Annotated in this window: 24 protein-coding genes; 18 read left to right on the top strand and 6 right to left on the bottom strand. The window is 73.1% G+C overall.

Annotated features, from left to right (window positions below; translation table 11 throughout):
• Positions 1-72 precede the first annotated feature (72 nt).
• From ACK8HX_RS14445 to ACK8HX_RS14415, 7 genes are read left to right on the top strand one after another with little or no spacing between them, the layout of a single operon-like run.
• Entirely contained in the window at positions 73-1305 is a 1233-nt protein-coding gene (locus ACK8HX_RS14445) for a CpaF family protein (protein ID WP_411941421.1), read from the top strand.
• Positions 1302-2171: a type II secretion system F family protein gene (locus ACK8HX_RS14440; RefSeq protein ID WP_411941420.1), complete on the top strand. Its 870-nt coding sequence runs from the start codon at positions 1302-1304 to the stop codon at positions 2169-2171. The genes ACK8HX_RS14445 and ACK8HX_RS14440 overlap by 4 nt, the downstream gene beginning before the upstream one ends.
• Positions 2168-3100 (top strand): type II secretion system F family protein, encoded by a 933-nt coding sequence (locus ACK8HX_RS14435; protein WP_411941419.1) that lies wholly within the window; start codon positions 2168-2170, stop codon positions 3098-3100. The genes ACK8HX_RS14440 and ACK8HX_RS14435 overlap by 4 nt, the downstream gene beginning before the upstream one ends.
• 22 nt (positions 3101-3122) lie before the next feature.
• A complete protein-coding gene (locus ACK8HX_RS14430; RefSeq protein WP_411941418.1) occupies positions 3123-3326 on the top strand; it encodes a hypothetical protein in 204 nt (67 codons plus the stop codon).
• 7 nt (positions 3327-3333) lie between these two features.
• On the top strand, positions 3334-3717 hold the full coding sequence (locus ACK8HX_RS14425) for a TadE/TadG family type IV pilus assembly protein (protein WP_411941417.1): 384 nt from the start codon (positions 3334-3336) through the stop codon (positions 3715-3717).
• Entirely contained in the window at positions 3714-4163 is a 450-nt protein-coding gene (locus ACK8HX_RS14420) for a TadE/TadG family type IV pilus assembly protein (RefSeq protein WP_411941416.1), read from the top strand. Before ACK8HX_RS14425 ends, ACK8HX_RS14420 begins: the two co-directional genes overlap by 4 nt.
• Before the next feature lie 20 nt (positions 4164-4183).
• Positions 4184-4636: a pilus assembly protein TadG-related protein gene (locus ACK8HX_RS14415; RefSeq protein WP_411941415.1), complete on the top strand. Its 453-nt coding sequence runs from the start codon at positions 4184-4186 to the stop codon at positions 4634-4636.
• A 42-nt stretch (positions 4637-4678) separates the two neighbouring features.
• Here ACK8HX_RS14415 and ACK8HX_RS14410 read toward each other — a convergent pair whose 3' ends face one another.
• Complete coding sequence (locus ACK8HX_RS14410; RefSeq protein ID WP_411941414.1) at positions 4679-5416, bottom strand: FadR/GntR family transcriptional regulator; 738 nt, start codon at positions 5414-5416, stop codon at positions 4679-4681.
• 156 nt (positions 5417-5572) lie between these two features.
• On the opposite strand from ACK8HX_RS14410, the gene ACK8HX_RS14405 reads away from it, so the two are divergent.
• Together ACK8HX_RS14405 and ACK8HX_RS14400 are read left to right on the top strand one after the other, a co-directional pair.
• Positions 5573-6100, top strand: coding sequence for a gluconokinase (locus ACK8HX_RS14405; protein ID WP_411941413.1), 528 nt, complete (start codon positions 5573-5575; stop codon positions 6098-6100).
• Positions 6097-7503 carry a GntP family permease gene (locus ACK8HX_RS14400; protein ID WP_411941412.1) on the top strand — a complete coding sequence of 469 codons (1407 nt, stop codon included), beginning with the start codon at positions 6097-6099 and terminating at the stop codon, positions 7501-7503. Before ACK8HX_RS14405 ends, ACK8HX_RS14400 begins: the two co-directional genes overlap by 4 nt.
• Before the next feature lie 23 nt (positions 7504-7526).
• Here ACK8HX_RS14400 and ACK8HX_RS14395 read toward each other — a convergent pair whose 3' ends face one another.
• Both ACK8HX_RS14395 and ACK8HX_RS14390 read right to left on the bottom strand, forming a co-directional pair.
• Entirely contained in the window at positions 7527-8297 is a 771-nt protein-coding gene (locus ACK8HX_RS14395; protein WP_411941411.1) for a helix-turn-helix transcriptional regulator, read from the bottom strand.
• Between the two features lie 136 nt (positions 8298-8433).
• Positions 8434-8859, bottom strand: coding sequence for a hypothetical protein (locus tag ACK8HX_RS14390; protein WP_411941410.1), 426 nt, complete (start codon positions 8857-8859; stop codon positions 8434-8436).
• A 181-nt stretch (positions 8860-9040) separates the two neighbouring features.
• Between ACK8HX_RS14390 and prfB the strand changes: the two genes are divergently transcribed.
• From prfB to ACK8HX_RS14355, 7 genes are all read left to right on the top strand, one after another.
• Positions 9041-10159, top strand: coding sequence for a peptide chain release factor 2 (gene prfB, locus ACK8HX_RS14385; RefSeq protein ID WP_411941409.1), 1119 nt, complete (start codon positions 9041-9043; stop codon positions 10157-10159).
• Positions 10160-10162: 3 nt separating this feature from the next.
• Positions 10163-10672, top strand: coding sequence for a TY-Chap domain-containing protein (locus tag ACK8HX_RS14380; protein ID WP_411941408.1), 510 nt, complete (start codon positions 10163-10165; stop codon positions 10670-10672).
• 211 nt (positions 10673-10883) lie between these two features.
• Complete coding sequence (gene ftsE / locus ACK8HX_RS14375) at positions 10884-11579, top strand: cell division ATP-binding protein FtsE (RefSeq protein ID WP_411941407.1); 696 nt, start codon at positions 10884-10886, stop codon at positions 11577-11579.
• 3 nt (positions 11580-11582) lie between these two features.
• Positions 11583-12488 (top strand): permease-like cell division protein FtsX, encoded by a 906-nt coding sequence (gene ftsX / locus ACK8HX_RS14370; RefSeq protein WP_411941406.1) that lies wholly within the window; start codon positions 11583-11585, stop codon positions 12486-12488.
• A gap of 125 nt (positions 12489-12613) precedes the next feature.
• Positions 12614-13936: a M23 family metallopeptidase gene (locus ACK8HX_RS14365; protein WP_411941405.1), complete on the top strand. Its 1323-nt coding sequence runs from the start codon at positions 12614-12616 to the stop codon at positions 13934-13936.
• A gap of 32 nt (positions 13937-13968) precedes the next feature.
• Entirely contained in the window at positions 13969-14445 is a 477-nt protein-coding gene (gene smpB, locus ACK8HX_RS14360; protein WP_411941404.1) for an SsrA-binding protein SmpB, read from the top strand.
• The gene (locus ACK8HX_RS14355; RefSeq protein ID WP_411941403.1) at positions 14446-16452 is read left to right on the top strand and encodes a DUF2207 domain-containing protein; all 2007 of its coding nucleotides are present in this window, start codon (positions 14446-14448) and stop codon (positions 16450-16452) included.
• A 90-nt stretch (positions 16453-16542) separates the two neighbouring features.
• Here the strand turns inward: ACK8HX_RS14355 and ACK8HX_RS14350 are convergent, their stop codons facing one another.
• From ACK8HX_RS14350 to ACK8HX_RS14340, 3 genes are all read right to left on the bottom strand, one after another.
• Positions 16543-16716 (bottom strand): CsbD family protein, encoded by a 174-nt coding sequence (locus tag ACK8HX_RS14350; protein ID WP_411941402.1) that lies wholly within the window; start codon positions 16714-16716, stop codon positions 16543-16545.
• Positions 16717-16852: 136 nt separating this feature from the next.
• On the bottom strand, positions 16853-20236 hold the full coding sequence (locus ACK8HX_RS14345) for a pyruvate carboxylase (protein ID WP_411941401.1): 3384 nt from the start codon (positions 20234-20236) through the stop codon (positions 16853-16855).
• Between the two features lie 124 nt (positions 20237-20360).
• A complete protein-coding gene (locus ACK8HX_RS14340; RefSeq protein ID WP_411941400.1) occupies positions 20361-20951 on the bottom strand; it encodes a hypothetical protein in 591 nt (196 codons plus the stop codon).
• Positions 20952-21073: 122 nt separating this feature from the next.
• Between ACK8HX_RS14340 and ACK8HX_RS14335 the strand changes: the two genes are divergently transcribed.
• Entirely contained in the window at positions 21074-22216 is a 1143-nt protein-coding gene (locus ACK8HX_RS14335) for a sensor histidine kinase (RefSeq protein ID WP_411941399.1), read from the top strand.
• Positions 22213-22848 carry a response regulator gene (locus ACK8HX_RS14330; protein ID WP_411941398.1) on the top strand — a complete coding sequence of 212 codons (636 nt, stop codon included), beginning with the start codon at positions 22213-22215 and terminating at the stop codon, positions 22846-22848. The genes ACK8HX_RS14335 and ACK8HX_RS14330 overlap by 4 nt, the downstream gene beginning before the upstream one ends.
• The last annotated feature ends 2 nt before the right edge of the window (positions 22849-22850 follow it).

The raw sequence follows: 22850 nt of genomic DNA, 5'->3' as shown, positions 1-22850 counted from the left end.
CGGCGAGCTGCGGTTCGCTGGGCACCAGAGCGACTGCGGCAGGGGGCCACGGTCGTCGGGGAGGAGGCATTCGTGGACGCCGTCCGCACGCTGGAGGGGGAGGTGCGCGAGCTCATCCGCCGCTCGGGGCTGGACCCGGCACGCGACGAGGGGGCCGTGCGCGCCCTCGTCCGCGACGCCGTCACCGACTACGACGAGCGCTCGATGCACGGCGGGCTGCCTGTCCTGTCCGACCTCGATGCCGCCTCGCGCGCGGTGTGGGACACCGTCGCCGGGTTCGGGCCCCTGCAGCAGTACCTCGACGACCCGACGATCGAGGAGATCTGGGTCAACGAGCCGAGCCGTGTCTTCGTCGCCCGCAACGGGGTGGCCGAGCTCACCAACACCCTGCTCAGCCACGACGAGGTCCGCGACCTCGTCGAGCGCATGCTCAAGTCGTCGGGTCGTCGCGTCGACCTCAGCTCACCGTTCGTCGACGCCGTCCTCCCCGACGGCAGCCGCCTCCACGTCGTCATCCCCGACATCACCCGCGAGCACTGGTACGTCAACGTCCGCAAGTTCGTCGTGCGTGCCGACTCGATGGACGACCTCGTCCGGCTCGGCACCCTGACCCGCCAGGCCGGCCGCTTCCTCGAGGCGGCCGTCGCGGCAGGGCTGAACGTCCTCGTGGCCGGAGGGACCCAGGCGGGCAAGACGACCCTCCTCAATTGCCTCGCGGCATCGGTACCGCCCCGCGAGCGGATCGTCACCTGCGAGGAGGTCTTCGAGCTGCGCATCCCGCACCGCGACGTCGCCTCGCTGCAGTGCCGCCAGCCGTCGCTCGAGGGCACCGGTGAGGTTCCGCTCCGCCGCCTCGTCAAGGAGGCGCTGCGGATGCGCCCCAGCCGGATCATCGTGGGCGAGGTCCGCCAGGCCGAGAGCCTCGACCTCCTCATCGCGCTGAACTCCGGGCTGCCCGGGATGTGCACCATCCACGCGAACAGTGCGCGCGAGGCCGTGACGAAGATGTGCACGCTGCCGCTGCTCGCGGGTGAGAACGTGTCGGCTCGCTTCGTGGTCCCGACCGTGGCGGCGTCGATCGACCTCGTCGTGCACGCCTCCCTCGAACGCGACGGACGGCGGGTGGTCCGCGAGATCGCCGCCGTGCCCGGCCGGGTCGAGGGTGACGTCGTCGAGATCGCCGACCTCTTCGTCCGTCGTGAGGGGGAGCTGCGGCGTGCCGACGGGTTCCCCCCGCACGAGGATCGCTTCGTGCGAGCCGGTTTCGACCTGTCGGCGCTCCTCGCCCACGGGGGCGGGCCGTGACGGGCGTCGGTCTGGGGCTCACCCTCGGCACCGGCCTGTTCCTCCTGTGGTGGAGCTGCTGGGTCCCCACGCCGGCGGCGCAGGACCCGGCGCGCCGGGCCGGGCCGGTCGACCGCCTCAGGGACGAGCTGGTCCAGGCCGGGTTCGCGGGGCTGTCGGTGCGCTCCCTGCTCGTCCTCTGCGTCGTGTCCGTGCTGCTCGTCCTGGCGGTCGTCCAGGCGACGGTCGGGGTCCTCCCGATCGCGGCGTGCTTCGCGCTGATGGCCGGCGCGCTGCCGGTCGCGCTCGTCCGACGTCGGGCCAGACGGCGACGGGCGCTCCTGCGTGACCTCTGGCCCGACGCGGTCGACAACATCACGTCCGGGGTCCGTGCCGGCATGGCCCTCCCGGAGGCCCTCGCGCAGCTCGGCCTCCGCGGTCCGGAGGAGCTGCGCGAACCCTTCGTCGCCTTCGCCGACGACTACCGGCTCACGGGGCGCTTCCACGACTCGCTCGACCGGCTGAAGGAACGCCTCAGCGACCCGGTGGGCGACCGCCTCGTCGAGAGCCTGCGGATCGCCCGCGAGGTCGGCGGCACCGACCTCGGCCACCTCCTGCGGACCCTGTCCGGCTTCCTCCGCGAGGACGCCCGCACGCGAGCCGAGCTCGAGACCCGGCAGTCGTGGACGGTCAACGCGGCGCGGCTGGCGGTCGCGGCCCCCTGGGTCGTCCTTGCCATGCTCTCGACGAACCCCGAGTCGGTCAGGGCGTACTCGACGGGACCGGGCGTCGTCGTCCTCGCGGCGGGTGCCGCCGTGACCGCCGCGGCGTACTGGGCCATGGTGCGGATCGGGCGGCTGCCCGAGGACGAACGGGTCCTGCGATGACCTCGCTCGCCCGTCAGGGGGCGATCCTCGGCTTCGTCCTCGGTCTGGGGCTCGCGCTCGCCTGGGCCGGCCTGCCGCGCCACCGGCGCCAGCGCCTGGCCGGTCGGGTCCTGCCCTACCTGCGCGACACCCCGCGCCCGTCCCGGCTCCTCGAGGACGACCGCCCGGTCGGTGGGGCGATCGGGCTCCTCGCCGGGCCGGTGCTGCGCGACCTCGGGGCCGTGGTCGAGAGGGTCCTCGGTGGAGCCGACTCGGTCCGCCGCCGGCAGCTGCGCGCCGGGCTCCCCGCGGACGTCGACCGCTTCCGCGCCGAGCAGGTCGTGTGGGGCGTCGTCGGCGCGGTCGCCGGGGCCGCCGTCGGGACGGCGTCGGTGGTCCTCCGGGGAGCGGGGCCGTTCCCGGTCGTCGTCCTCACGGTCGTCGGCGCGGGGCTGGGGGTCACCGGCGCCGACTACCTCCTGTCCCGCCGCGCGGCTCGCCGGGAGGCGCGCATGCTCATCGAGTTCCCCACCATCGCCGAGCTGCTCGCTCTCGCCGTCGGTGCGGGGGAGGGAGCCGTCGGCGCCCTCGACCGGGTCTGCCGGCTGTCGAGGGGCGAGCTCGCTGGAGAGCTGCGCCGGTGCCTCGCCGACGCGCGCGCCGGTGCCAACCTCCCCACCGCTCTCTCCGGCCTCGCCGACCGCACCGGCCTGCCGAGCCTGCGGCGCTTCGTCGACGGGGTCGTCATCGCCGTCGAGCGCGGCACGCCCCTGGCCGACGTGCTCCGGGCCCAGGCGCAGGACGTCCGCGAGGAGGGGCGCCGGGCCCTCATGGAGGCGGGGGGCAGGAAGGAGATCGCGATGATGGTCCCGGTCGTGTTCCTCATCCTCCCCGTGACGATCCTCTTCGCCGTCTTCCCCGGTTTCACCTTCTTCCGCTTCACGCTCTGACATCGCAGGAAAGGACCGACCGATGACCACCCGACTCGCGCTCAGGCTCCATGCCGCCGTCCTCCGCCTCACCGGCGAGGGAGGACGGCGCCGGGAACGCGGGGACGTTCCCGGCTGGGTGCTCATCACCCTGATGACCGCGGGCCTGGTGTCCGTCCTGTGGGTGGTCGCCCAGGACCAGCTGGTGGCGCTGTTCCGCGAGGCACTCGCCTCCGTGCGCAACTGAGGCCCGCGTGTCGGGCCGGCGCGACGAGCGGGGGGCGGCCATCGCGGACTTCGCGATGGTGTCGGTCCTCGTCCTCGTGCTGTTCCTCATGGTCGTCCAGCTCGGGCTCGCCCTGCACGCACGCAACACCCTGATCTCGTGCGCGTCCGAGGGCGCCCGCCTCGGGGCCCGGGCCGATGCCCTTCCGGGACAGGCGGTCTCACGCACCCAGACGCTCGTCACCGAGTCGCTCTCGGCCCGCTACGCGCGGTCGGTGACGACGCGGGAGGCCCTCGTCGGCGGGGTCCGCGTCCTCGAGGTCCGGGTCGTCGCGCCCATCCCGGTCATCGGGCTCCTCGGTCCCGACGAGAGCCTCGACGTCGTCGGTCGGGCCTTCCTGGAGTCCCAGTGACCGGCCGCCCGGACCGCCTGACCCGCGACGAGTCCGGAAGCGCCCTCGTCGAGTTCGTCGTCCTCGGCGTCCTCATGCTCGTCCCGCTCGTCTACCTCGTGATGACGATGGCGCGGCTCCAGGCGGGGTCGTACGCCGTCAGCCACGCCGCACGAGAGGCGGGACGGGCCTTCGTCACGAGCGAGTCCGCGGAGAGGGCGCCCACCCGCGCCGAGGCGGCCGCCCGGGTCGCCTTCCTCGACCACGCGTTCGAGGACGTCGGAGCGCTGGACCTCGTCTGCGACGGGTCGCCCTGCCTGCGCCCTGACGGCCTGGTCGAGACGACGGCCACCGTCCGGGTCCCCCTGCCGCTGGTGCCCTCCTTCGTCCGTGACGTCGTCCCGCTGTCCATCCCCGTGTCCGCGAGCCACCTCTCGACGGTCGACCGGTTCAGGGGTGCCCCGTGAGGGCGGCCGACCGTCGACCCGTGGAAGGAGCGCCGGACGAGCGGGGGTCGATCAGCGTCCTCATCCTGGGGCTGACGATGGTTGCGGCCGTGCTCGTCGCCGGGACGATCGCCATCACGTCGGCCCACCTCGCGCGGATGCGGCTGCTCGACGTCGCCGACGGGGCGGCGCTCACCGCGGCGAACGCGCTCGACGCCTCCGCGTACCGCGAGGGGGTCGGGCAGTCGGTCCCGCTCAGCAACGACTCGGTCCGGGAGCGGGCGGCCGAGTACGTCGGCAGCCGCCCGCGTCCCGGCGGTGTGACCGCATGGCGGCTGGGCCCGGAGACGGGCACGCCCGACGGGGCCACGGCCGTCGTCGGGCTCACCGGCGAGGCTCGCCTGCCGCTCGTCGGAGGGGTGCTGCGCGCTCTCGGCGTCAGCGTCACGATCTCGGTGCGCTCCGAGGCCCGCGCCGACCTCGTCATCCCCTGAGCCGACCCCGAGGAGGCGAAGGGCGCTGCGGAAGTCCGAGGTTCAGCTGCCCGAGCCAGCCTCGCGCACGGCTGCGCTCGCCTCGTCGATGATCGCCGCCATCGCGGCCGTGGCCGCCGCGGCGTCGCCCGCGCCGATGGCCTGGGCGACCTCGGAGTGCAGGCGGATCGCCTCCGGGTTCGGCCGTGAGGGCATGAGGTCGTGGTGGGTCCGTCCCGCGAGCACCTCGCCCACGACGCCGGCCAGCGCCGCGAGCATCTCGTTGCCCGACGCCTCGAGCATCGTCGCGTGGAAGTCCTGGTCCGCCTCGAGGTAGGCCTCGAGGTCCCGGGCCTTGGCGTGGACCTGCATCTCCATGACCGCCGCGGCCATCCGGGCGCACTGCTCACGCGTCGCGCGCCCCGCGGCGAGCCCGGCGGCCACCGGCTCGAAGCCCTGCCGCAGCTCGCCGAGGGAGAGCAGCTGCTCCTCGCGTCCGGGGGAGTCCAGCCGCCACCGGATGATCCGCGGGTCGAACACGTGCCACTGCGCGCGCGGACGCACGAGGACGCCCACCCGGCGCCGCGTCTCGACCAGACCCATCGACGACAGGACCCGCACGGCCTCGCGGACCACCGAGCGCGACACCCCGAACCGTTCGTCGAGGCGGTCGATCCGCAGCACCGACCCCTCCGGGACGGCGCCGGACACGATCTCGGCCCCGAGCACGTCGAGGACCTCGCCGTGCCGGTCGGCAGCGGGGGAGGCCGCGCGCCTCCCGGCCCGGTCCGTGGTCGCCATGGGCCCAGCGTGCCAGATGCGGACGTATCGGGGCCCCAGCAGTCAATGATGAGACTTTCTTGTAACAAGGTCTTGATAAATCGGATTTAATGCTCCACTCTGGTCAGCGACCGACCTCTCGATGCCGAGACCGAAGCCGACAAAGGAGTCGCGCAGATGCCCACCACTGACCACCCGCCCCTCGTCGTGATGATGGGGGTGTCCGGATCCGGCAAGACCGCCGTGGGTGCTGCGCTCGCCCAGCGGCTCCGGGTCCCCTTCGCCGACGCCGACGACTTCCACCCGCCGGAGAACATCGCCAAGATGTCGGCCGGCGTCCCCCTCACCGACGACGACCGCGAGCCCTGGCTGCGGACCATCGCCACGTGGCTGGGCGAGCACGCCCGGCACGGGGGAGTCGTCGCCTGCTCGGCCCTCAAGCGCAGCTACCGCGACCTGCTCCGCGAGCACGCGACGCACACGGTCTTCCTCCACCTCCACGGGGACCGCGACACCCTCGCCGCGCGCGTCGCCGGCCGGCCCGGCCACTTCATGCCCGCGGCCCTCATCGACAGCCAGTTCGCCACGCTCGAGCACCTCCAGGCCGACGAGGAGGGCGCCGCCCTCGACGTCAGCGCCCCCGTCGACGACCTCGTCGAGCAGTCCCTCCAGATCCTCGTCACGAAGGGCGGTTCCCCCGCATGACCACTGACATCTCCTCGCTGCTGTTCCCGGCGCTCGGCGCCGCGGACGCGGAGATCCCCGACATCCCCGCGGCGCGCCTCATCCCCGCCGCCCTCCTCGGCATCGCCGTCATCGTCGTCCTCATCACGCGCTTCAAGATCCACCCCTTCCTCGGCCTCACCCTCGGCTCGCTGACCGTCGGTGCCGTCGCCGGCGTCGCGATGGGCGACGTCGTCGACTCGTTCACCAAGGGCTTCGGCTCGACCGCCGCCGGCGTCGGCACCCTCATCGCCCTCGGCGCGATGTTCGGCAAGCTCCTCGCCGACTCCGGTGGCGCCGACGAGATCGTCGACACCCTCATCGGCCGCTCCTCGGAGCGGACGCTGCCGTGGGCGATGGCCGTCGTCGGTGCGCTCATCGGACTGCCGATGTTCTTCGAGATCGGCCTCGTCCTGCTGATGCCGGTGATCTTCCTCGTCTCCCGCCGCAGCGGCATCTCCATCGTCAAGGTCGGCATCCCCGCCCTCGCCGGCCTCTCGGCGATGCACGGGCTGGTGCCCCCGCACCCCGGCCCGCTCGTCGCCATCGACGCCCTCAAGGCCAACCTCGGCATCACCCTCGGCCTCGGCGTCCTCGTCGCGCTGCCGACCATCGCGGTCTCGGGTCCCCTGTTCGCGAGGTTCGCGGGGCGCTGGGTCGACGTCCCCGCGCCCGAGCTGTTCTCCACCGACCTCGAGCACGGTGAGGCCCGCGCGCAGCGACCCTCGTTCGGCACCACCCTCTTCGCCGTCCTCACCCCCGTCGTCCTCATGATGGGCAAGGCGCTCGCCGACATCTTCCTGACCGAGGAGAACGCGGTCCGCACGGCGCTCGACTTCCTCGGCACCCCGCTCGTGGCCCTCCTCATCGCCGTCCTCGTCGGCATGGCGACCCTGGGCCGCGGCGCGGGCATGGGGATGAAGGAGCTCGCGAGGTCCCTCGAGACCTCGCTCCCGCCGATCGCCGGCATCCTCCTCATCGTGGCCGCGGGTGGCGGGTTCAAGCAGACCCTCGTCGACACCGGGATCGGCAGGCTCGTCGCCGACTGGGTGCAGAGCAGCGGCATCTCGGTGCTGCTCCTCGCGTGGATCGTCGCGGTGCTCATCCGGCTCGCCACCGGCTCGGCGACCGTCGCCACGGTCACCGCGTCGGGGATCCTCGCCCCGCTCGCCGCCGGGATGCCGGCCACCGAGGTCTCGCTCCTCGTGCTCGCGATCGGTGCGGGCTCGGTGTTCTTCAGCCACGTCAACGACGCCGGCTTCTGGCTCGTCAAGGAGTACTTCGGCCTCAGCGTCGGCCAGACGATCAAGTCCTGGTCGGTGATGGAGACCCTGCTCTCGGTCTCGGGGCTGGTGTTCGTCCTCCTCCTCGGCCTGGTCGTCTGAGCCCGACCGGCGAGCCGGGGCCGTCATCCGGCCGCCGTGGTCTCCCGGCTGTCCCGCGGCGGGATGAGGGCGAGGTCGTAGGCGGCGAGGACGGCCGAGAGGCGGTCACGGACCCCGAGCTTGGCGTAGATGCGTCCGAGGTGGACCTCCACCGTGCGCGGCGACGCCCCCACCGTCCGCGCGATCCGCGAGCAGGTGTACCCCCTGGCCAGCAGGGCGAGGACCTCGGTCTCGCGCACGGTGAGGTGCGGCCGTTCCTCCTGGCCGCGCGGGGCGGTGATGCCGGCGAGCATCACGAGGTCGGCGGCGACGGGCCGGATCGCGTCGAGGCGCCGGAGGTCGCCCTCGGTGAAGTCGGCACCGCGCCGGCCGAACATCGCCACGGCGATGTCGTCCCCACCGGCCACGGGCAAGGTGGCCACCTGGTCGACCCCGCACACCCGCAGGCAGGCCGCCCGGCGGCTCGAGGTCTCCCAGGCTCGCGCGCCGAACGCCCGGGACGCGGTCCGGGCGGACAGGTCGCCGTGGCCCACGGGGGCGAGCAGCGGGTCGCCCTGCCCCGTCAGCTCCATCTCGCGCCCCAGCGCCGCGTCGATGCCCTCCGGCAGCCGCGGCCCCACGACCCGGACCACACCGCTGCAGGAGTCGACGAGCAGGAGGAGGGCGAGCTCGGCGCCGACGGCCTCGCCGACCACCTCGAGCAGCGCGTCGACGCGCGCCATCGCCCCCTCCGCCCGTGCCATGCCGCGGAGGACGTCGACGACGAGCCCCATCACGTGGTCCCCTGACCCCATGGACCGACCGTAGAGAGGCGGCAGGCCTCTGGCCAGCGGTTTCGCCGAACCCGCCGGCTCCCTCCTCACGGAACTCTCAGGTGGGGAGGCGTCGGCCGTGACCCCCTGTCGCCGCGGCCGACGCCTAGCCTCACCCTCAGCAGTCGACCGACTCCGCGCCCTCGATCCACGTCATGACCATGTCGTCGGCGAGGGTCGAGCCGGCGCCGAAGTACTCGAGCCCGACGCCGTTCGCACCGTTGGGGTTCTGGCTGCCGCCGGACTCCTTGGGGTGGCCGATCGTCATCTTCTCGAAGATCTTGATGCCGACGGGCATGCCTGCGGCCCGCAGCGCCGCGTAGCCCGCGTCGACCGCCTCGTCGCACCCCGCCTCGTACCCGGCGACGATGGCCGCGCCGTCCTCGGCGCTGAAGACGAGCCAGTTGGCCGACGTCGGGCCGCCGAGCGAGTACATCGGCACGTAACAGTGGTGGGCCATCGCGGGGGCCGCGCCGAGCACGACGGCCCCGGCCGCCGCGACCCCGACGAACGCACCCCGTCGGATCCTGCTTCTCATGGACATCTGACTTCCTCCCTGCCGGAACATGGCCGGTCGGCCATCCCGACATGGAACCGGCCGACGTCCCACGTGGGCAGTCAGGACTTCCCCGTACGAACCCGCCCGCCCGGCCGGGCGGGCACCGATCCGCAGGGCCGCCGCGTGCGGTCGGGGCGGCCGCCGCGCTCGCGTAGGCTTGCCCCTCGTGGCTGTCGACTTCTCCCAGGAGATCAAGGACCTCCGCACGACCATGGCGTCCGTGCAGGAGGTCACCGACCTCGCCGCCCTCGAGGCGACCATCGCCGACTTCGAGCGGCAGGCGTCCGACCCGAACCTCTGGGACGACCAGGAGAAGGCGCAGGCCGTCACCTCCGGGCTCTCGCGCGCCAAGGCCGAGTACGACCGGGTCACCGGGATGACCGCGCGCGTCGACGACCTCGAGGTCCTCGTCGAGATGGGCCAGGAGGAGGACGACGCCGAGACCCTCGCCGAGGCCGAGCGCGAGCTCGCGGCGCTGAAGAAGGCCGTCGGTGAGCTGGAGGTCCGCACCCTGCTCTCCGGTGAGTACGACGAGCGGGCCGCGGTCGTGACGATCCGCGCCGGGGCCGGCGGGGTCGACGCCGCCGACTTCGCCGAGATGCTCCTGCGGATGTACCTGCGCTGGGCCGAGCGGCACGGGTACCCGACGCAGGTCATGGACACCTCGTACGCCGAGGAGGCCGGCCTGAAGTCGGCGACCTTCGAGGTCAACGTGCCCTACGCCTACGGCAACCTCTCCGTCGAGGGCGGGACGCACCGCCTCGTGCGGATCAGCCCGTTCGACAACCAGGGCCGTCGCCAGACGAGCTTCGCCGCGGTCGAGGTCATCCCCCTCATCGAGGGCACCGACTCGATCGAGATCCCCGAGAACGACCTCAAGATCGACGTGTTCCGCTCCAGCGGGCCCGGCGGCCAGTCGGTCAACACCACCGACTCCGCGGTCCGGATGACGCACATCCCCACCGGCACCGTCGTGTCGATGCAGAACGAGAAGAGCCAGATCCAGAACCGCGCGGCGGCCCTGCGCGTCATGCAGTCGCGGCTGCTCCTGCTCAAGCGCGCCGAGGAGGCCGCCGAGCGCAAGGAGCTCGCGGGCGACATCAAGGCGAGCTGGGGTGACCAGATGCGTTCCTACGTCCTCCAGCCCTACCAGATGGTCAAGGACCTGCGCACCGAGCACGAGGTCGGCAACCCCGACAAGGTCTTCGACGGCGACATCGACGACTTCATCGAGGCCGGCATCCGGTGGCGGATCGCCCAGGAGAAGGCGAACGCGGGGGGCTGAGACGTGTCCGCTGCCGACGCGACGCGCCTGGGCGCGGGGGACTGGGCCGACTGGCGCGAGCGACTGCTCGCCGCCCTCGCCGGGCTGACCGACGGCGGGTCTCTGACCCTCACCGCGCCCGACGCCGCCGTCCGCCCGGCCCGGCTGCGCAGGCCGCGCCTGCGGGGGCTGGTCCCCGGGCGCTACGAGGACGTCGCGCCGTGGGTGCGGCTCAGACGCTCGGAGCACCACCTTCGCGGGTTCTGCATCGGGTCCGACGTGGTCGGGGGGACCTTTCCCCTCTCGCGCCAGGAGCACGACGCGCTCCTCGGGCTCGGCTGGCGTGCTCCCGCCCCCCTCGAGGGCCACGACTACACGCACTGGTGGCCGGACGACGTCCCCCTGGCGCCGTTCCTCCCCGAGGACGAGGCACGCCGCGCCGTGCTGATGGTCGAGGAGACGTTCCGCACCGTCCTCGCCGCGCCGTCGGAGGACGACCGGTCGCCCGGGCTGCCCACCGTCACCACCGGCTGACCCCCGAGCCGCCGCCCGCCCGGTACGGCAGCGTCCCCGAGGGACGAACGGCGGCGCGCCATCGGCCGAGTGTGCAGACCCGGCCGGTGACCCGCCGAAAGTCCGGGGGCTGACCACGACCCGGAGGTCGGCGACCTATCCTCGAACGGATGCCGTGCCCCACCGGGTGCGGTCCGCGTCCGCTCCCGACCCGTGAGGGCTCCTCCCGCGCATGATCCGCTTCGAGAACGTCACCAAGGTCTACCCCCGGTCGACACGCCCTGCCGTCGACGGCGTCAGCGTCTCGATCGAGCGAGGGGAGTTCGTCTTCGTCGTCGGGCCGTCCGGGTCCGGCAAGTCGACGATCCTGCGGCTCGCGCTGCGCGAGGAGGCCGCCACCGAGGGCAGCGTCCTCGTCGGCGGTCACGACCTGCAGAAGATGCCGATGCGCCAGGTCCCGCGGCTGCGGCGCGAGATGGGCGCGGTCTTCCAGGACTTCCGGCTGCTGCCGAACAAGACCGTCCACGAGAACGTCGCCTACGCCCTCCAGGTCATCGGCAAGCCGCGCCACGCCATCCGCCAGCTCGTGCCCGAGACGCTCGAGATGGTCGGCCTCGGCGGCAAGGAGAAGCGCTTCCCCCACCAGCTCTCCGGTGGTGAGCAGCAGCGCGTCGCGATCGCGCGCGCGGTCGTCAACCGGCCCCAGATCCTGCTGTGCGACGAGCCGACCGGAAACCTGGACCAGGCGATCAGCCTCGACATCGTCCGGCTCCTCGAGCGGATCAACCGCACCGGCACGACGATCGTCATGGCGACGCACGACCACGACATCGTCAACGCGCTCCGGCGCCGCGTCATCCAGCTGAGCGACGGACACGTCGTCCGGGACGCGGAGGACGCCGCCTACCACCCCGACACGGAGGACTGACCCGTGCAGCCCCGCTTCCTGGCGTCCGAGGTCGGCTCCGGCCTGCGCCGCAACGTCTCGATGGCCGTCTCGGTCGTCCTCGTGACGATGGTGTCGATGTTCCTCCTCGGCCTCGGGCTGCTCGCCCAGCGGCAGGCCGACACGATGAAGGGCTACTGGTACGACCGCATCCAGGTCTCCATCTACCTGTGCACCGCGAACTCCCTCCAGCCCAACTGCGAGAACCGGGCGGCCACCGAGGGCGAGAAGGAGTCGCTGGAGCGCCAGCTCGAGGCGCTGCCCGAGGTCAAGGCCGTGTTCTTCGAGTCCGAGCAGGAGGCCTACGACCGCTTCAAGGAGCAGTTCCGCAACAGCCCGATCAGCGGCAACGTCCAGGTCGGCGACATCCCCCAGAGCCTGCGGGTGCAGCTGAACGACCCGACGAAGTACGCCGTGGTCACCGACCAGTTCGAGGGTGCTCCGGGCGTCGCGACCGTGCAGGACCAGGAGAAGGTCCTCAGCAAGTTCTTCTCGATCATCCGGTGGATCACCCTGTTCGCCGTCTTCCTCGCGGCCCTCATGGCGGCCTGTGCCGCCCTGCTCATGGCGACGACGATCCGGCAGGCGGCCTTCATCAGACGCCGGGAGATCGGCATCATGCGCCTCGTCGGGGCGTCGAACTGGACCATCCGGATGCCGTTCATCCTGGAGATGGTCATCGTCTCCGGCCTCGGGGTGGGCCTCGCCGTCGGGCTGCTCGTCGCCCTCACGCGGTACGTCTTCAACGAGGGGTTCATCCAGATCGCGCTGAGCCAGGCGTTCATCGGGACCTCGGACGTGTGGGTCATCGCCCCGTGGATGTTCCTCGGGGTCCTCTCGATCGCCGTGCTGACCAGCCTGGTCACCCTGCGCCGGTACCTGCGGGTCTGACCTCCCGCCCGCACGCGCGGCGAGCAGAACCTGTGAACCGCCTGACACCGGTCTGCCGTCCTGCGACACTCGAATCCGCCCGTCGAGTACCCGAACGGGTGTGAAACGTGTTACCAATGGTGACCATGGGACGACCTGACCGTGCGCCCACGCGCACCTCTCGCCGGGCGATCGCCCTCGGGACCGCGGTGCTCGCCGCCGCGGCCCTCGCCTCGACGTCCGCGCAGGCGCTGCCCACGGGGTCCGACCCGGGCAAGGACAAGAAGAAGGTCGACGCGCAGATCGACAAGGTGCGCGAGCAGCTCGAGGACACCAGCTCCGACCTCGCCGCCGCCTACGTCGCCCTGCAGAAGACCCGCGCCGCCCTCCCCGGTGCGCAGGCCGGCCTCGCCAAGGCCGAAGGCGCCGCTGCCGCCGCGGACCGTGCCAACGCCGTCGCCGCGCAGGAGCTCGCCGCCGCGGTCGCGAGCGAGAAGAAGACCGAGGCCGAGCTGACCGAGACGACGACCGAGGTCACCGAGAGCCGCACCCGGGTCGCCCAGTTCGCCGCGCAGATCTACCAGGAGCAGGGCTTCGGGCAGCTCGACATGGCCCTGACGAGCTCCGACCCGCAGCAGTTCGCCGACCGGATCGCCCTCGTCGACACGGTCATGGACGTCCAGAGCGAGGCGATGGAGCGGCTCGCGAGCGAGCGGGCCAGCCTCGCCGCCCTCGAGGAGCACCTCTCCGCGCTGCGGGCCGACTCGGCGGCGAAGAAGAAGCAGGCCGAGGTCGCCCTCGCCAAGGCGAAGAAGGCCCGCGACGCCGCGGCCCGCGCCAAGGCTTCCCTCGACGCCCTGGCCGCCAGGCAGGCCAGCCAGGCCAAGACCGTCGAGTCCAAGCTCGCCCGCGACAAGGCCAAGCTCAAGGGGCTGCAGTCCGAGCAGGCCCGGCTCAAGGCGATCCTCGCCAAGCGCGCCGCCGAGGCGAAGAAGAAGGCCGCCGCGGCCGCCGCCAAGAAGAGGAAGAAGGGCCAGTCCTCCGGCGGCGGTGGCGGAGGCGGGGGTGGGGGAGGCGACGGCTACCTGAGCCGGCCCAGCCCGTACCGCGTCAGCTCCGAGTACGGCATGCGCTTCCACCCGGTCTACCACTACTGGAAGCTGCACTCGGGTCGCGACTACGCCGCTCCGTGCGGCACCGCCGTCCGCGCGGCGGCCAGCGGCACCGTCATCATGTCCGGCGGCGCCGGCGGCTACGGCAACCGCGTCGTCATCGACCACGGCATCGTCAGCGGCGACAGCCTCGCGACCACCTACAACCACCTCCAGAGCATCCGGAAGTGGAGTGGGCACGTCTCGCGCGGGCAGGTCGTGGGCTACGTCGGCACCACCGGGACCTCCACCGGCTGCCACCTGCACTTCGAGACGCTGGAGGACGGAGACTTCGTCGACCCGCGGAAGTGGCTCTGAGCCGCACCGCCCCGACGGGTAGCCTCCTCCTCGTGGCCAAGGAGACCGGACGAAAGCTCGTCGCGAGCAACCGCAAGGCCCGTCACGACTACCTCATCGAGGACACGTTCGAGGCGGGGCTCGTCCTGACGGGGACCGAGGTGAAGGCCCTGCGCATGGGCAGGGCCTCCCTCGTCGACGGCTGGGCCGGCTTCGACGGCGACGAGCTCTACCTCGAGGGCGTCCACATCCCCGAGTACTCCAACGGCACCTGGACCAACCACGCGCCGCGCCGCAAGCGCAAGCTCCTGCTGCACCGCAAGGAGCTGACGAAGATCTCGCACCTGACCCGCGAGAGCGGCCACACCATCGTCCCCCTGTCGCTGTACTTCAAGGACGGGCGGGCCAAGGTCGAGATCGCCATCGCCAAGGGCAAGAAGGCCTACGACAAGCGCCACGCGCTGCGCGAGCGGCAGGACAACCGCGAGGCCGAGCGCGCGATGTCGGCCCGCCGCCGCGGCGAGGACTGAGTGACCGGCCCCGTCCGGCGCGCCCCCCGCCTCGTCGCCCGGTCCCGGACGACGCTGCTCGCCCTCGCCCTCCTCACCACCCTGGCGGTCGCCGCCCCCGCGCCCGTGTCCGCCTCCGCGGCCTCCCCGACGAGCGGGAGCGACGCCGTCCCGGCCCTCGCGACCTGGGCCGCCCCCGGCGCCGCCGTCCCCGCGCAGGAGGAGGCCGAGCGGCTCTCGACGACCTTCCAGGTCCAGCAGGACGGCTCGGTCATCGTCACCGAGACCATCCGCTGGCGCTTCCCGGACGGTGAGGAGCGCCACGGCATCCTGCGCAACGTCCAGGTTCGAGCCGGCTACCAGGACCGCAAGGACGTCTACCGGTACTACGAGCTGACCGGCGTCGAGGCGACCTCGCCGTCCGGGGCGCCCACGGACATCGCGGTGCAGGACTTCGGGGCGTTCCGCCGCATCCGGATCGGCAGCCCGTCGCAGACCGTCGGCGCCGTCGAGGACTACGTCGTCCGGTTCCGACTCGCGAAGGTCGTCAACGACATCGGTGACGGCACGGCCGAGTTCTACTACGACCTCGTCGACACCTCGAACGCCTTCCCCCAGCGGCAGGTGTCGGCGAGCGTCACGGCCGGTGTGCCGGCCACGAAGGCGGCCTGCTTCTACGGCGAGCTCGGGTCGACGACGCCGTGCGAGGCACAGGCCGGCCTCACCTCGACCTTCGCCGTGCCCGACCTCGGGCCGGAGGAGGGGGCGAGCGTCATCACCTCCTACCCCCGCGAGGCGTTCGGCGACCTCACGCCGGACCTGCGCGAGGGGGCCGCGGACGCCGAGATCGGCAGCGCGCTCAGTCCCGGCCAGGCCCGCGCGCTCGGCTGGCTGGCCATCGGCGGCGGCATCCTCCTCCCACTCCTCGCCGGCTCGCTCATGGGCCTGCTCGTGTGGAACCGCGGCCGCGACGAGCAGTACGCCGGCCTGACCCCCGGCCTCCGGCCCGGGCTGGGGCAGGACACCCCGGTCGTCGTCGGGGGCCCGGCCCCCACGGTGGCCGTCCAGTTCACGCCGCCGGCCGGGGTGCAGCCCGGGATGGTCGGAACGATCGTCGACGAGGAGGTCAACCTCGTCGACGTCACCGCGACCCTCGTCGACCTCGCGGTCCGCGGACACCTGACGATCTCGCGCGACGACCAGGGCTTCTTCCGCCCCGACGACTGGGTGCTGACCCGCACCGCACCGCCCGCCGGCGCCGCCGCCCTCGCACCCTACGAGCAGACGCTCCTCGACTCCGTCTTCGCGGTGGGCGACCGGGTCGCCCTCTCGCAGCTGAAGAACCGGTTCAAGCCGACCCTCGACGCCGTCGAGCGGCTCATGTACGAGGAGGTCGTCCAGCGCGGCTGGTTCCGCCGCAGCCCCGAGCGGCAGCGCTCCGGCTGGGTCGCCCTCGGCACGGTCATGGTCGTCGGTGCCGCCGTCCTCGCCTTCGTCGGCGGCGGTGGGCTCTCCGGACTGTTCGGCGACGCGAGCTTCCCGCTCTCACCCGTGTGGGTCCTCGCCGGCGGGGTGGCCGTCGCGGGCCTCCTCGTCCGCTCGCTCGGGCGCCGGATGGCGGCGCGCACCGCGGTCGGGTCGGCCGTCCTCGCGCAGTCCAGGGGTTTCGAGCGGTACATCGCGACCGCCGAGGCGAACCAGATCCGGTGGGAGGAGGCCCAGGACGTCTTCAGCCGCTTCCTCCCGTACGCCATCGTCTTCGGCCTCGCCGACCGGTGGGCACAGACCTTCGAGGAGGTGGCGGCCGCGGCCGCCGCGGCGGGCCACACCGTCGCGAGCCCGGTCTGGTACGTCGGCGGCTGGGGGTCGGGCGGCTTCTCCGACGTCGCGTCGAGCATGGACTCCTTCTCCACCGTGGCCGCGGGCACCTTCGTCTCCACCCCCGGCTCGTCCGGGTCGAGCGGGTTCAGCGGTGGCGGTGGGTTCAGCGGTGGCGGCGGCGGAGGGTCCTCGGGCGGCAGCTGGTAGGGCCGCCCCCGCCGGACGTGGGACGGGCCGTCCCGCGTGGTGCGGAACGGCCCGTCCGGACCGGGGCAGGGAGCCCGGATCCTCGGAGGTTCAGTGCTTGAAGGCGTCCTTGACCTTCTCGCCGGCCTGGTCGAGGTCGGCCTCGGCCTGCTCGACGCGGCCCTCGGCCTCGAGGCGCTCGTTGTCGGTGGCCTTCCCGGTGGCTTCCTTGCCCTTGCCCACCAGGTCGTCCTTGGCGTTCTCGATCTTGTCGTCGAATCCCATGTCGCTCTCCTTCTCGCGGGGTGGAGCACCAAGCCACGTCTCGACCGGATGCGAGGAGCTCCCCACGCTAGGCCCGTGCCGGGCGGGGCGGGGCTTTCGTGACGGAGCAGGTCCCGACGACGGGTGGGCGGCCGGGTCAGGCGGGGGAGACGACGAGGATGAGGTCGCCGCCCTCCACCTGCTGGTGCCCGCTGATGGCGAGTCGTTCGACGGTGCCCCCGATCGGGCTGGTGATGTTGGCCTCCATCTTCATCGCCTCGATCGTCGCGACGACGCCGCCGGCCTCGACCGTCTCGCCCTCGGCCACCGTCGGTGTCACGACCCCCGCGAACGGTGCCGGGACGTGCCCGGTGTTCGACGGGTCGGCCTTCTCCGCGGCCTTGACGTCGGCCGCGACGGAGCGGTCGCGCACCTGGATGGGGCGGAACTGGCCGTTGAGGGTGCACATGACGGTGCGCATGCCCTGCCGGTCGGCCTCCCCGACCGAGGTGATCCCGAGGAGCAGCCGCTTGCCGGCCTCGATCTCGGCCTCGTACTCGCTGCCCTGCCGGAGCCCGTGGAGGAACTCGACGGTGCTGAGGACCGACAGGTTGCCGTAGCGCTCGCGGCTCGTCTCGAACTCGCTCGTCGGGCCGGGGAACAGCAGCCGGTTGAGGGTGCGCCGCGGGTCGGTGGCCAGCGCCTCCTCCTGCTCGGGCGTCAGCTCGGTCGTGCGCGGGCGGGCCTTGCGTCCCTGGAGTGCCTTGGTCCGGAACGGCTCGGGCCAGCCGCCGGGCGGGTCGCCGAGCTCGCCCTCGAGGAAGCCGATGACCGAGTCGGGGATGTCGTACTTCGTGGGGTTCGCCTCGAAGTCGGCCGGGTCGGCGCCGGCGCCCACGAGGGCGAGGGCGAGGTCCCCGACGACCTTGCTCGACGGGGTCACCTTGACGACGTTGCCGAGGATCTTGTTCGCCGCGGCGTACATGTCCTCGATGTCCTCGAACCGGTCGCCGAGGCCGAGGGCGATGGCCTGCTGGCGCAGGTTCGACAGCTGGCCGCCGGGGATCTCGTGGAAGTACACCCGCCCGGTGGGCGAGGCCAGCCCGGACTCGAACGGCTTGTAGATCTGGCGCACGGCCTCCCAGTACGGCTCGAGCGAGAAGACGGCGTCGATGTCGAGGCCGGTCTCGCGCTCGGTGCCGTCGGTGGCGGCGACGAGGGCCGACAGGCTGGGCTGGCTCGTCGTGCCGGCCATCGAGGAGGTCGCGGCGTCGACGGCGTCGACGCCGGCGTCGATCGCGGCGAGCAGGGTGCCGATCTGGCCGCCCGCGGTGTCGTGCGTGTGCAGGTGGACCGGGAGGTCGAAGTTCTGCCGCAGGGCGGTGACCAGACGCGTCGCCGCCGGTGCCCGCAGGAGCCCGGCCATGTCCTTGATGGCGAGGACGTGGGCGCCGGTGCCGACGATCTGCTCGGCGAGGCGCAGGTAGTAGTCGAGCGTGTAGAGCTCCTCGCGCGGGTCGAGGAGGTTGCCGGTGTAGCACAGGGCGACCTCGGCGACGGCCGTGCCGGTGTCGAGGACGGCGTCGACGGCCGGCCGCATCTGCTCGACGTCGTTGAGCGAGTCGAAGATCCGGAAGATGTCGAGCCCGGTGCGGGCGGCCTCGTGGACGAAGGCGTCGGTGACCTTCGTCGGGTAGGGCGTGTAGCCGACGGTGTTGCGCCCGCGCAGCAGCATCTGGAGCGGGATGTTGGGCATCGCCTCGCGCAGGAGGGCCAGCCGCTCCCACGGGTCCTCGCTGAGGAAGCGGAGCGCGACGTCGTACGTGGCGCCGCCCCACGCCTCCATCGACAGCAGCTGGGGCGTGAGGCGCGAGACGTGCCCGGCGACGTGCAGCAGGTCGCGGGTGCGCATCCGGGTGGCGAGCAGGCTCTGGTGGGCGTCGCGGAACGTCGTGTCGGTGACGGGCACGTCGGTGCGTTCGCGCAGCTGCCGGGCGAACTCGGCCGGGCCGACGCGCAGGAGGAGGTCGCGGCTGCCCGGCGGCACGGGGGCGTCGCGGTCGATCGGGGGGAGCTTGGTGCGGGGCTTGAGGAACGTCGTGGCCGGGCCGTGCGGCTGGTTGACCGTGACGTCGGCGAGGTAGGTGAGCAGCTTGGTGCCGCGGTCTCCCCCCATCCGCGCCTCGAGGAGCTCGGGGCGCTCGTCGATGAAGCTCGTCGTCGCCTCACCGCGCTGGAACACCGGGTCGGCGAGCACCGCCTCGAGGAACGGGATGTTCGTGGAGACGCCACGGATCCGGAACTCCGCCAACGCCCGTCGCGCGCGCCGCACGGCCATGGGGAAGGTGCGGCCGCGACAGGTCAGCTTGACGAGCATCGAGTCGAAGTGGGGGCTCACCTGGGCGCCGACGAAGACGGTGCCCCCGTCGAGGCGGACGCCGCCGCCTCCGGCCGAGCGGTAGACGGTGATCAGGCCGGCGTCCGGGCGGAACCCGTTCGCGGGGTCCTCGGTGGTGATCCGGCACTGGAGGGCGGCGCCGCGCAGGTAGATGTCCTCCTGCCGCATACCGAGGTCCTCGAAGGTCTCACCGGCGGCGATCCGCATCTGGGAGATGACGAGGTCGACGTCGGTGACCTCCTCGGTGACGGTGTGCTCGACCTGGATCCGCGGGTTCATCTCGATGAAGACGTAGCGGCCGTCCTCACCGAGGAGGAACTCGACGGTGCCGGCGTTGACGTACCCGATCGACTCGGCGAAGCGGACGGCGTCGGCGCACATGCGGTCGCGGATCGCGGGGTCGAGGTTCGGGGCCGGGGCGATCTCGACGACCTTCTGGTGGCGGCGCTGCACCGAGCAGTCACGCTCGAAGAGGTGCAGCACGGTGCCGGTGCCGTCGGCGAGGACCTGGACCTCGATGTGGCGGGGCCGCACGACGGCCTGCTCGAGGTAGAGGGTGGGGTCGCCGAACGCCGCGTCGGCCTCGCGCTGGGCGGCCTCGAGGGAGTCGCGCAGGGTGGAGGGGTCGTCGACCCGGCGCATGCCGCGCCCGCCGCCGCCGGAGACCGCCTTGACGAAGACCGGGAAGCCGATCTCCTCGGCGGCCGCCGCGAGGGCGTCGAGGTCGGTCGTGGGCTCGGCGCTGTCCAGGGTGGGCAGCCCGGCCGCGCGAGCCGCGGCGATGGCGCGCGCCTTGTTGCCGGCGAGGTGGAGGGCGGACGCCGGCGGGCCGATGAAGGTGATGCCGTTGGCCTGGCACGCCTCGGCGAGGTCCGGGTTCTCGGAGAGGAAGCCGTAGCCGGGGTACACGGCGTCGGCGCCGCACTCGACGGCCACCCGGACGATGTTCGCGTGGTCGAGGTAGGCCCGGACCGGGTGCCCCTTCTCGCCGATCTCGTACGACTCGTCGGCCTTGAGCCGGTGCTCGCTCGTGCGGTCCTCGTGCGGGAACACGGCGACCGTCTTGGCGCCGAGCTCGGTGGCGGCGCGGAACGCCCGGACGGCGATCTCCCCGCGGTTGGCGACGAGGATCTTCGAGAACACGTGGGACCTCCCGGTCGAGGTGGGGCACGGCGCTCCGGCGGTCGAGCCGGCTGCGGGCCAGCCTAGTGAGGACCGTCACGACGACGTCCTGCCGTTCCTGCCCGTGGACCGGAGGCCGATCGGGTCATCCGGCGTCGGACCGTACGGGAGCGGTCTCGTCCGCGGCGGCCTGTCCCTGGTGCCTCGACGTGGAGTGCTCGAGCCGGCTGAGGCCGTGCCCGACGAGGACCCAGGCGAGGTACGCGCCGACGAGGGCGATGTCGTGGAACGGGTCGGGCTCGACGAGCACGGCGAGGGTGCCGAGGACCGCCACGCTGAGCAGGCCGGTCACGGCGGCGCGGGCGCCGGGGAGGCGCCGGAGCCGCCCGGCCCACAGTGGTCCGCCGACGAGGAGGGCGACGAACCCGAGGAGGAAGAAGACGAACACGCCCTCGAACGGCTCGCCGTCGAGCGCCGTCGCCCCGTACGCCAGGCCGAAGAGCACCTGGAGCGCGCACGCGGCGAGGACGACGCGCCGCCCTCGCGGCGACGCCACCCGCGCCGCGTCCGGGGCGTCGGCGACGACGGAGGCGAGCAGCCCCCAGCCGAGCACCTGCGATGCGGCGCCCACCAGGTGACCTGCGACGGAGCCGAAGAGATCGGGGCGGGCGACCTCGGCGACCACGGGCACGGCGAGGACGAGGGCGGCGACGGCGGAACGGGCTGTGCGGGACATGGGGTCCTCCTTCTGGGTCGGTTCCGACGACGCTAGGGAGCAGGACGGGGCGCCGTCGTCCGGCCCGGGACATCTGTCGCAGGAGGGACGCGCAGGGAGCGCGGCCTCCCTACAGTGGGCCCATGGCTCGCCCCGGGCTCGCCCGCGCCGCCCTCGCGGTCATGGTCCTCGCCCTCGCCGTGCTGGCCCAGGCACAGATCTGGACCGCGCCACCGGCCTACCCGGTCGGTGGGCGCGGGCTCAACGCGCTGCTCGCCCTCGCCGCCACGCTGCCGCTGCTCCTCGCCCGTCGTCAGCCACTGCCCGTGACGGTGGCCGTCCTCGCGGCGGTGGTCGCCGACCACGTCCTGGGCGGTGAGGGTGGCTACCAGTGGTTCGCCGTCGTCGTCGTCGTGTTCTCCCTCGGGCGGCACGCGGGTGCCCGGACCGCCGCGGCGGGCGTCCTGCTCGTCGCCGTTCTCGTCGCGGCCGTCGACGTCCCGCGGCTCCGGGCGGGAGCACCCCTCGACGAGGTGCTCCCGGCGTGGGCCATCCTCGCCGGCGTCCTCGGCCTGGGGCGGTGGCTGCGGTCCCGGCGCCGGGAGGTCGACGACCTCGAGGGTCGGGCCGAGGCGCTCCAGCGCGACCAGCAGGCCGCGGCGCGTGAGGCGGTCGTCCACGAGCGGGCCGCCATCGCCCGTGAGCTCCACGACCTCGTGGCGCACAGCATGGCCGTCATCGTCCTCCAGGCCCAGGCAGGCCGACGGGTCCTCGCGACCGACCCGGCCGCGGCGGAGGGAGCGCTCGCCGCGATCGAGGCCACGGGCCGCGAGGGGATGACCGAGCTCCGCCGCCTCCTCGACGTCCTCCACGTCGAGGAGGCGCGCGACGACCTCGACCCGAGGCCCGGGCTGGCGCAGCTGCCCGCGCTCGTCGACCGGGTGGGCCGGGCCGGCCTCCCCGTCGAGCTGGCCGTCGACGGCCCCGAGCGTCCGCTGCCGGCCGCGGTCGACCTGTCCCTCTACCGCGTCGCCCAGGAGGCGCTGACCAACGCGCTGCGGCACGCCGGTCGGGCCCGCGCCCGTGTGGGCGTGACCTACCGGGCCGGCGAGGTCGAGGTGCGCGTCGTCGACGACGGCGACGGCTCCGCCCCCGCCGGCGGGACGGGCCACGGGCTCGACGGGATGCGCGAGCGGGTGCGGCTCTTCGGCGGCACCCTCGAGGCCGGCCCGATGCCGGCGGGAGGCTTCTCCGTGCGCGCGGTGCTGCCGACGGAGCGGCCATGATCCGCGTGCTGCTCGTCGACGACGAGGAGCTCGTCCGCACCGGTCTGCGCCTCATCCTCGCCGGCGAGGCCGACGTGCAGGTCGTCGGCGAGGCGGCCGACGGGGGCCGTGCCCTCGACCTGGTGCGGTCCACGGACCCCGACGTCGTCCTCCTCGACCTCCGCATGCCCGTGCTCGACGGTCTCGGCGTGCTCCGTGCCCTCGCCGGCTCGCGGTCGGCGGTCGTCGTCCTCACGACCTTCGACACCGACGCCAACGTCCGCGAGGCGCTCGCCCGGGGGGCCGCGGGCTTCCTCCTCAAGGACGCCCCGGCCGAGCGCCTCGTCGGGGCCGTGCGCGCCGCGGCCGCTGGTGACGCCGTCCTCGCCCGGTCGGTGGCCCGGCGGGTCGCCGTCGAGCTCGCTGCCCGCCCGGCGCCCTCGTCACCGGGCCCCGTGGCCGACCTGACGGCCCGCGAGCGCGAGGTCCTCGGGCTGATGGCGGAGGGGTGCTCGAACGCGGAGATCGCCACCGCCCTGTTCATCGTCGAGGGCACCGTGAAGACCCACGTCGCCCGCATCCTCATGAAGCTCGGCGTTCGTGACCGCCTCCAGGCCGTGGTGGCCGCCTACCGCTCCGGGCTCGTCGGCTGAGT

This window comes from Oryzobacter faecalis, from assembly GCF_046764005.1.
Taxonomy (GTDB): Bacteria; Actinomycetota; Actinomycetes; order Actinomycetales; family Dermatophilaceae; genus Oryzobacter; species Oryzobacter faecalis.
The sequence above is the reverse complement of the archived record's forward strand: the minus strand, read 5'-3'. Positions and strand labels throughout refer to the sequence as shown.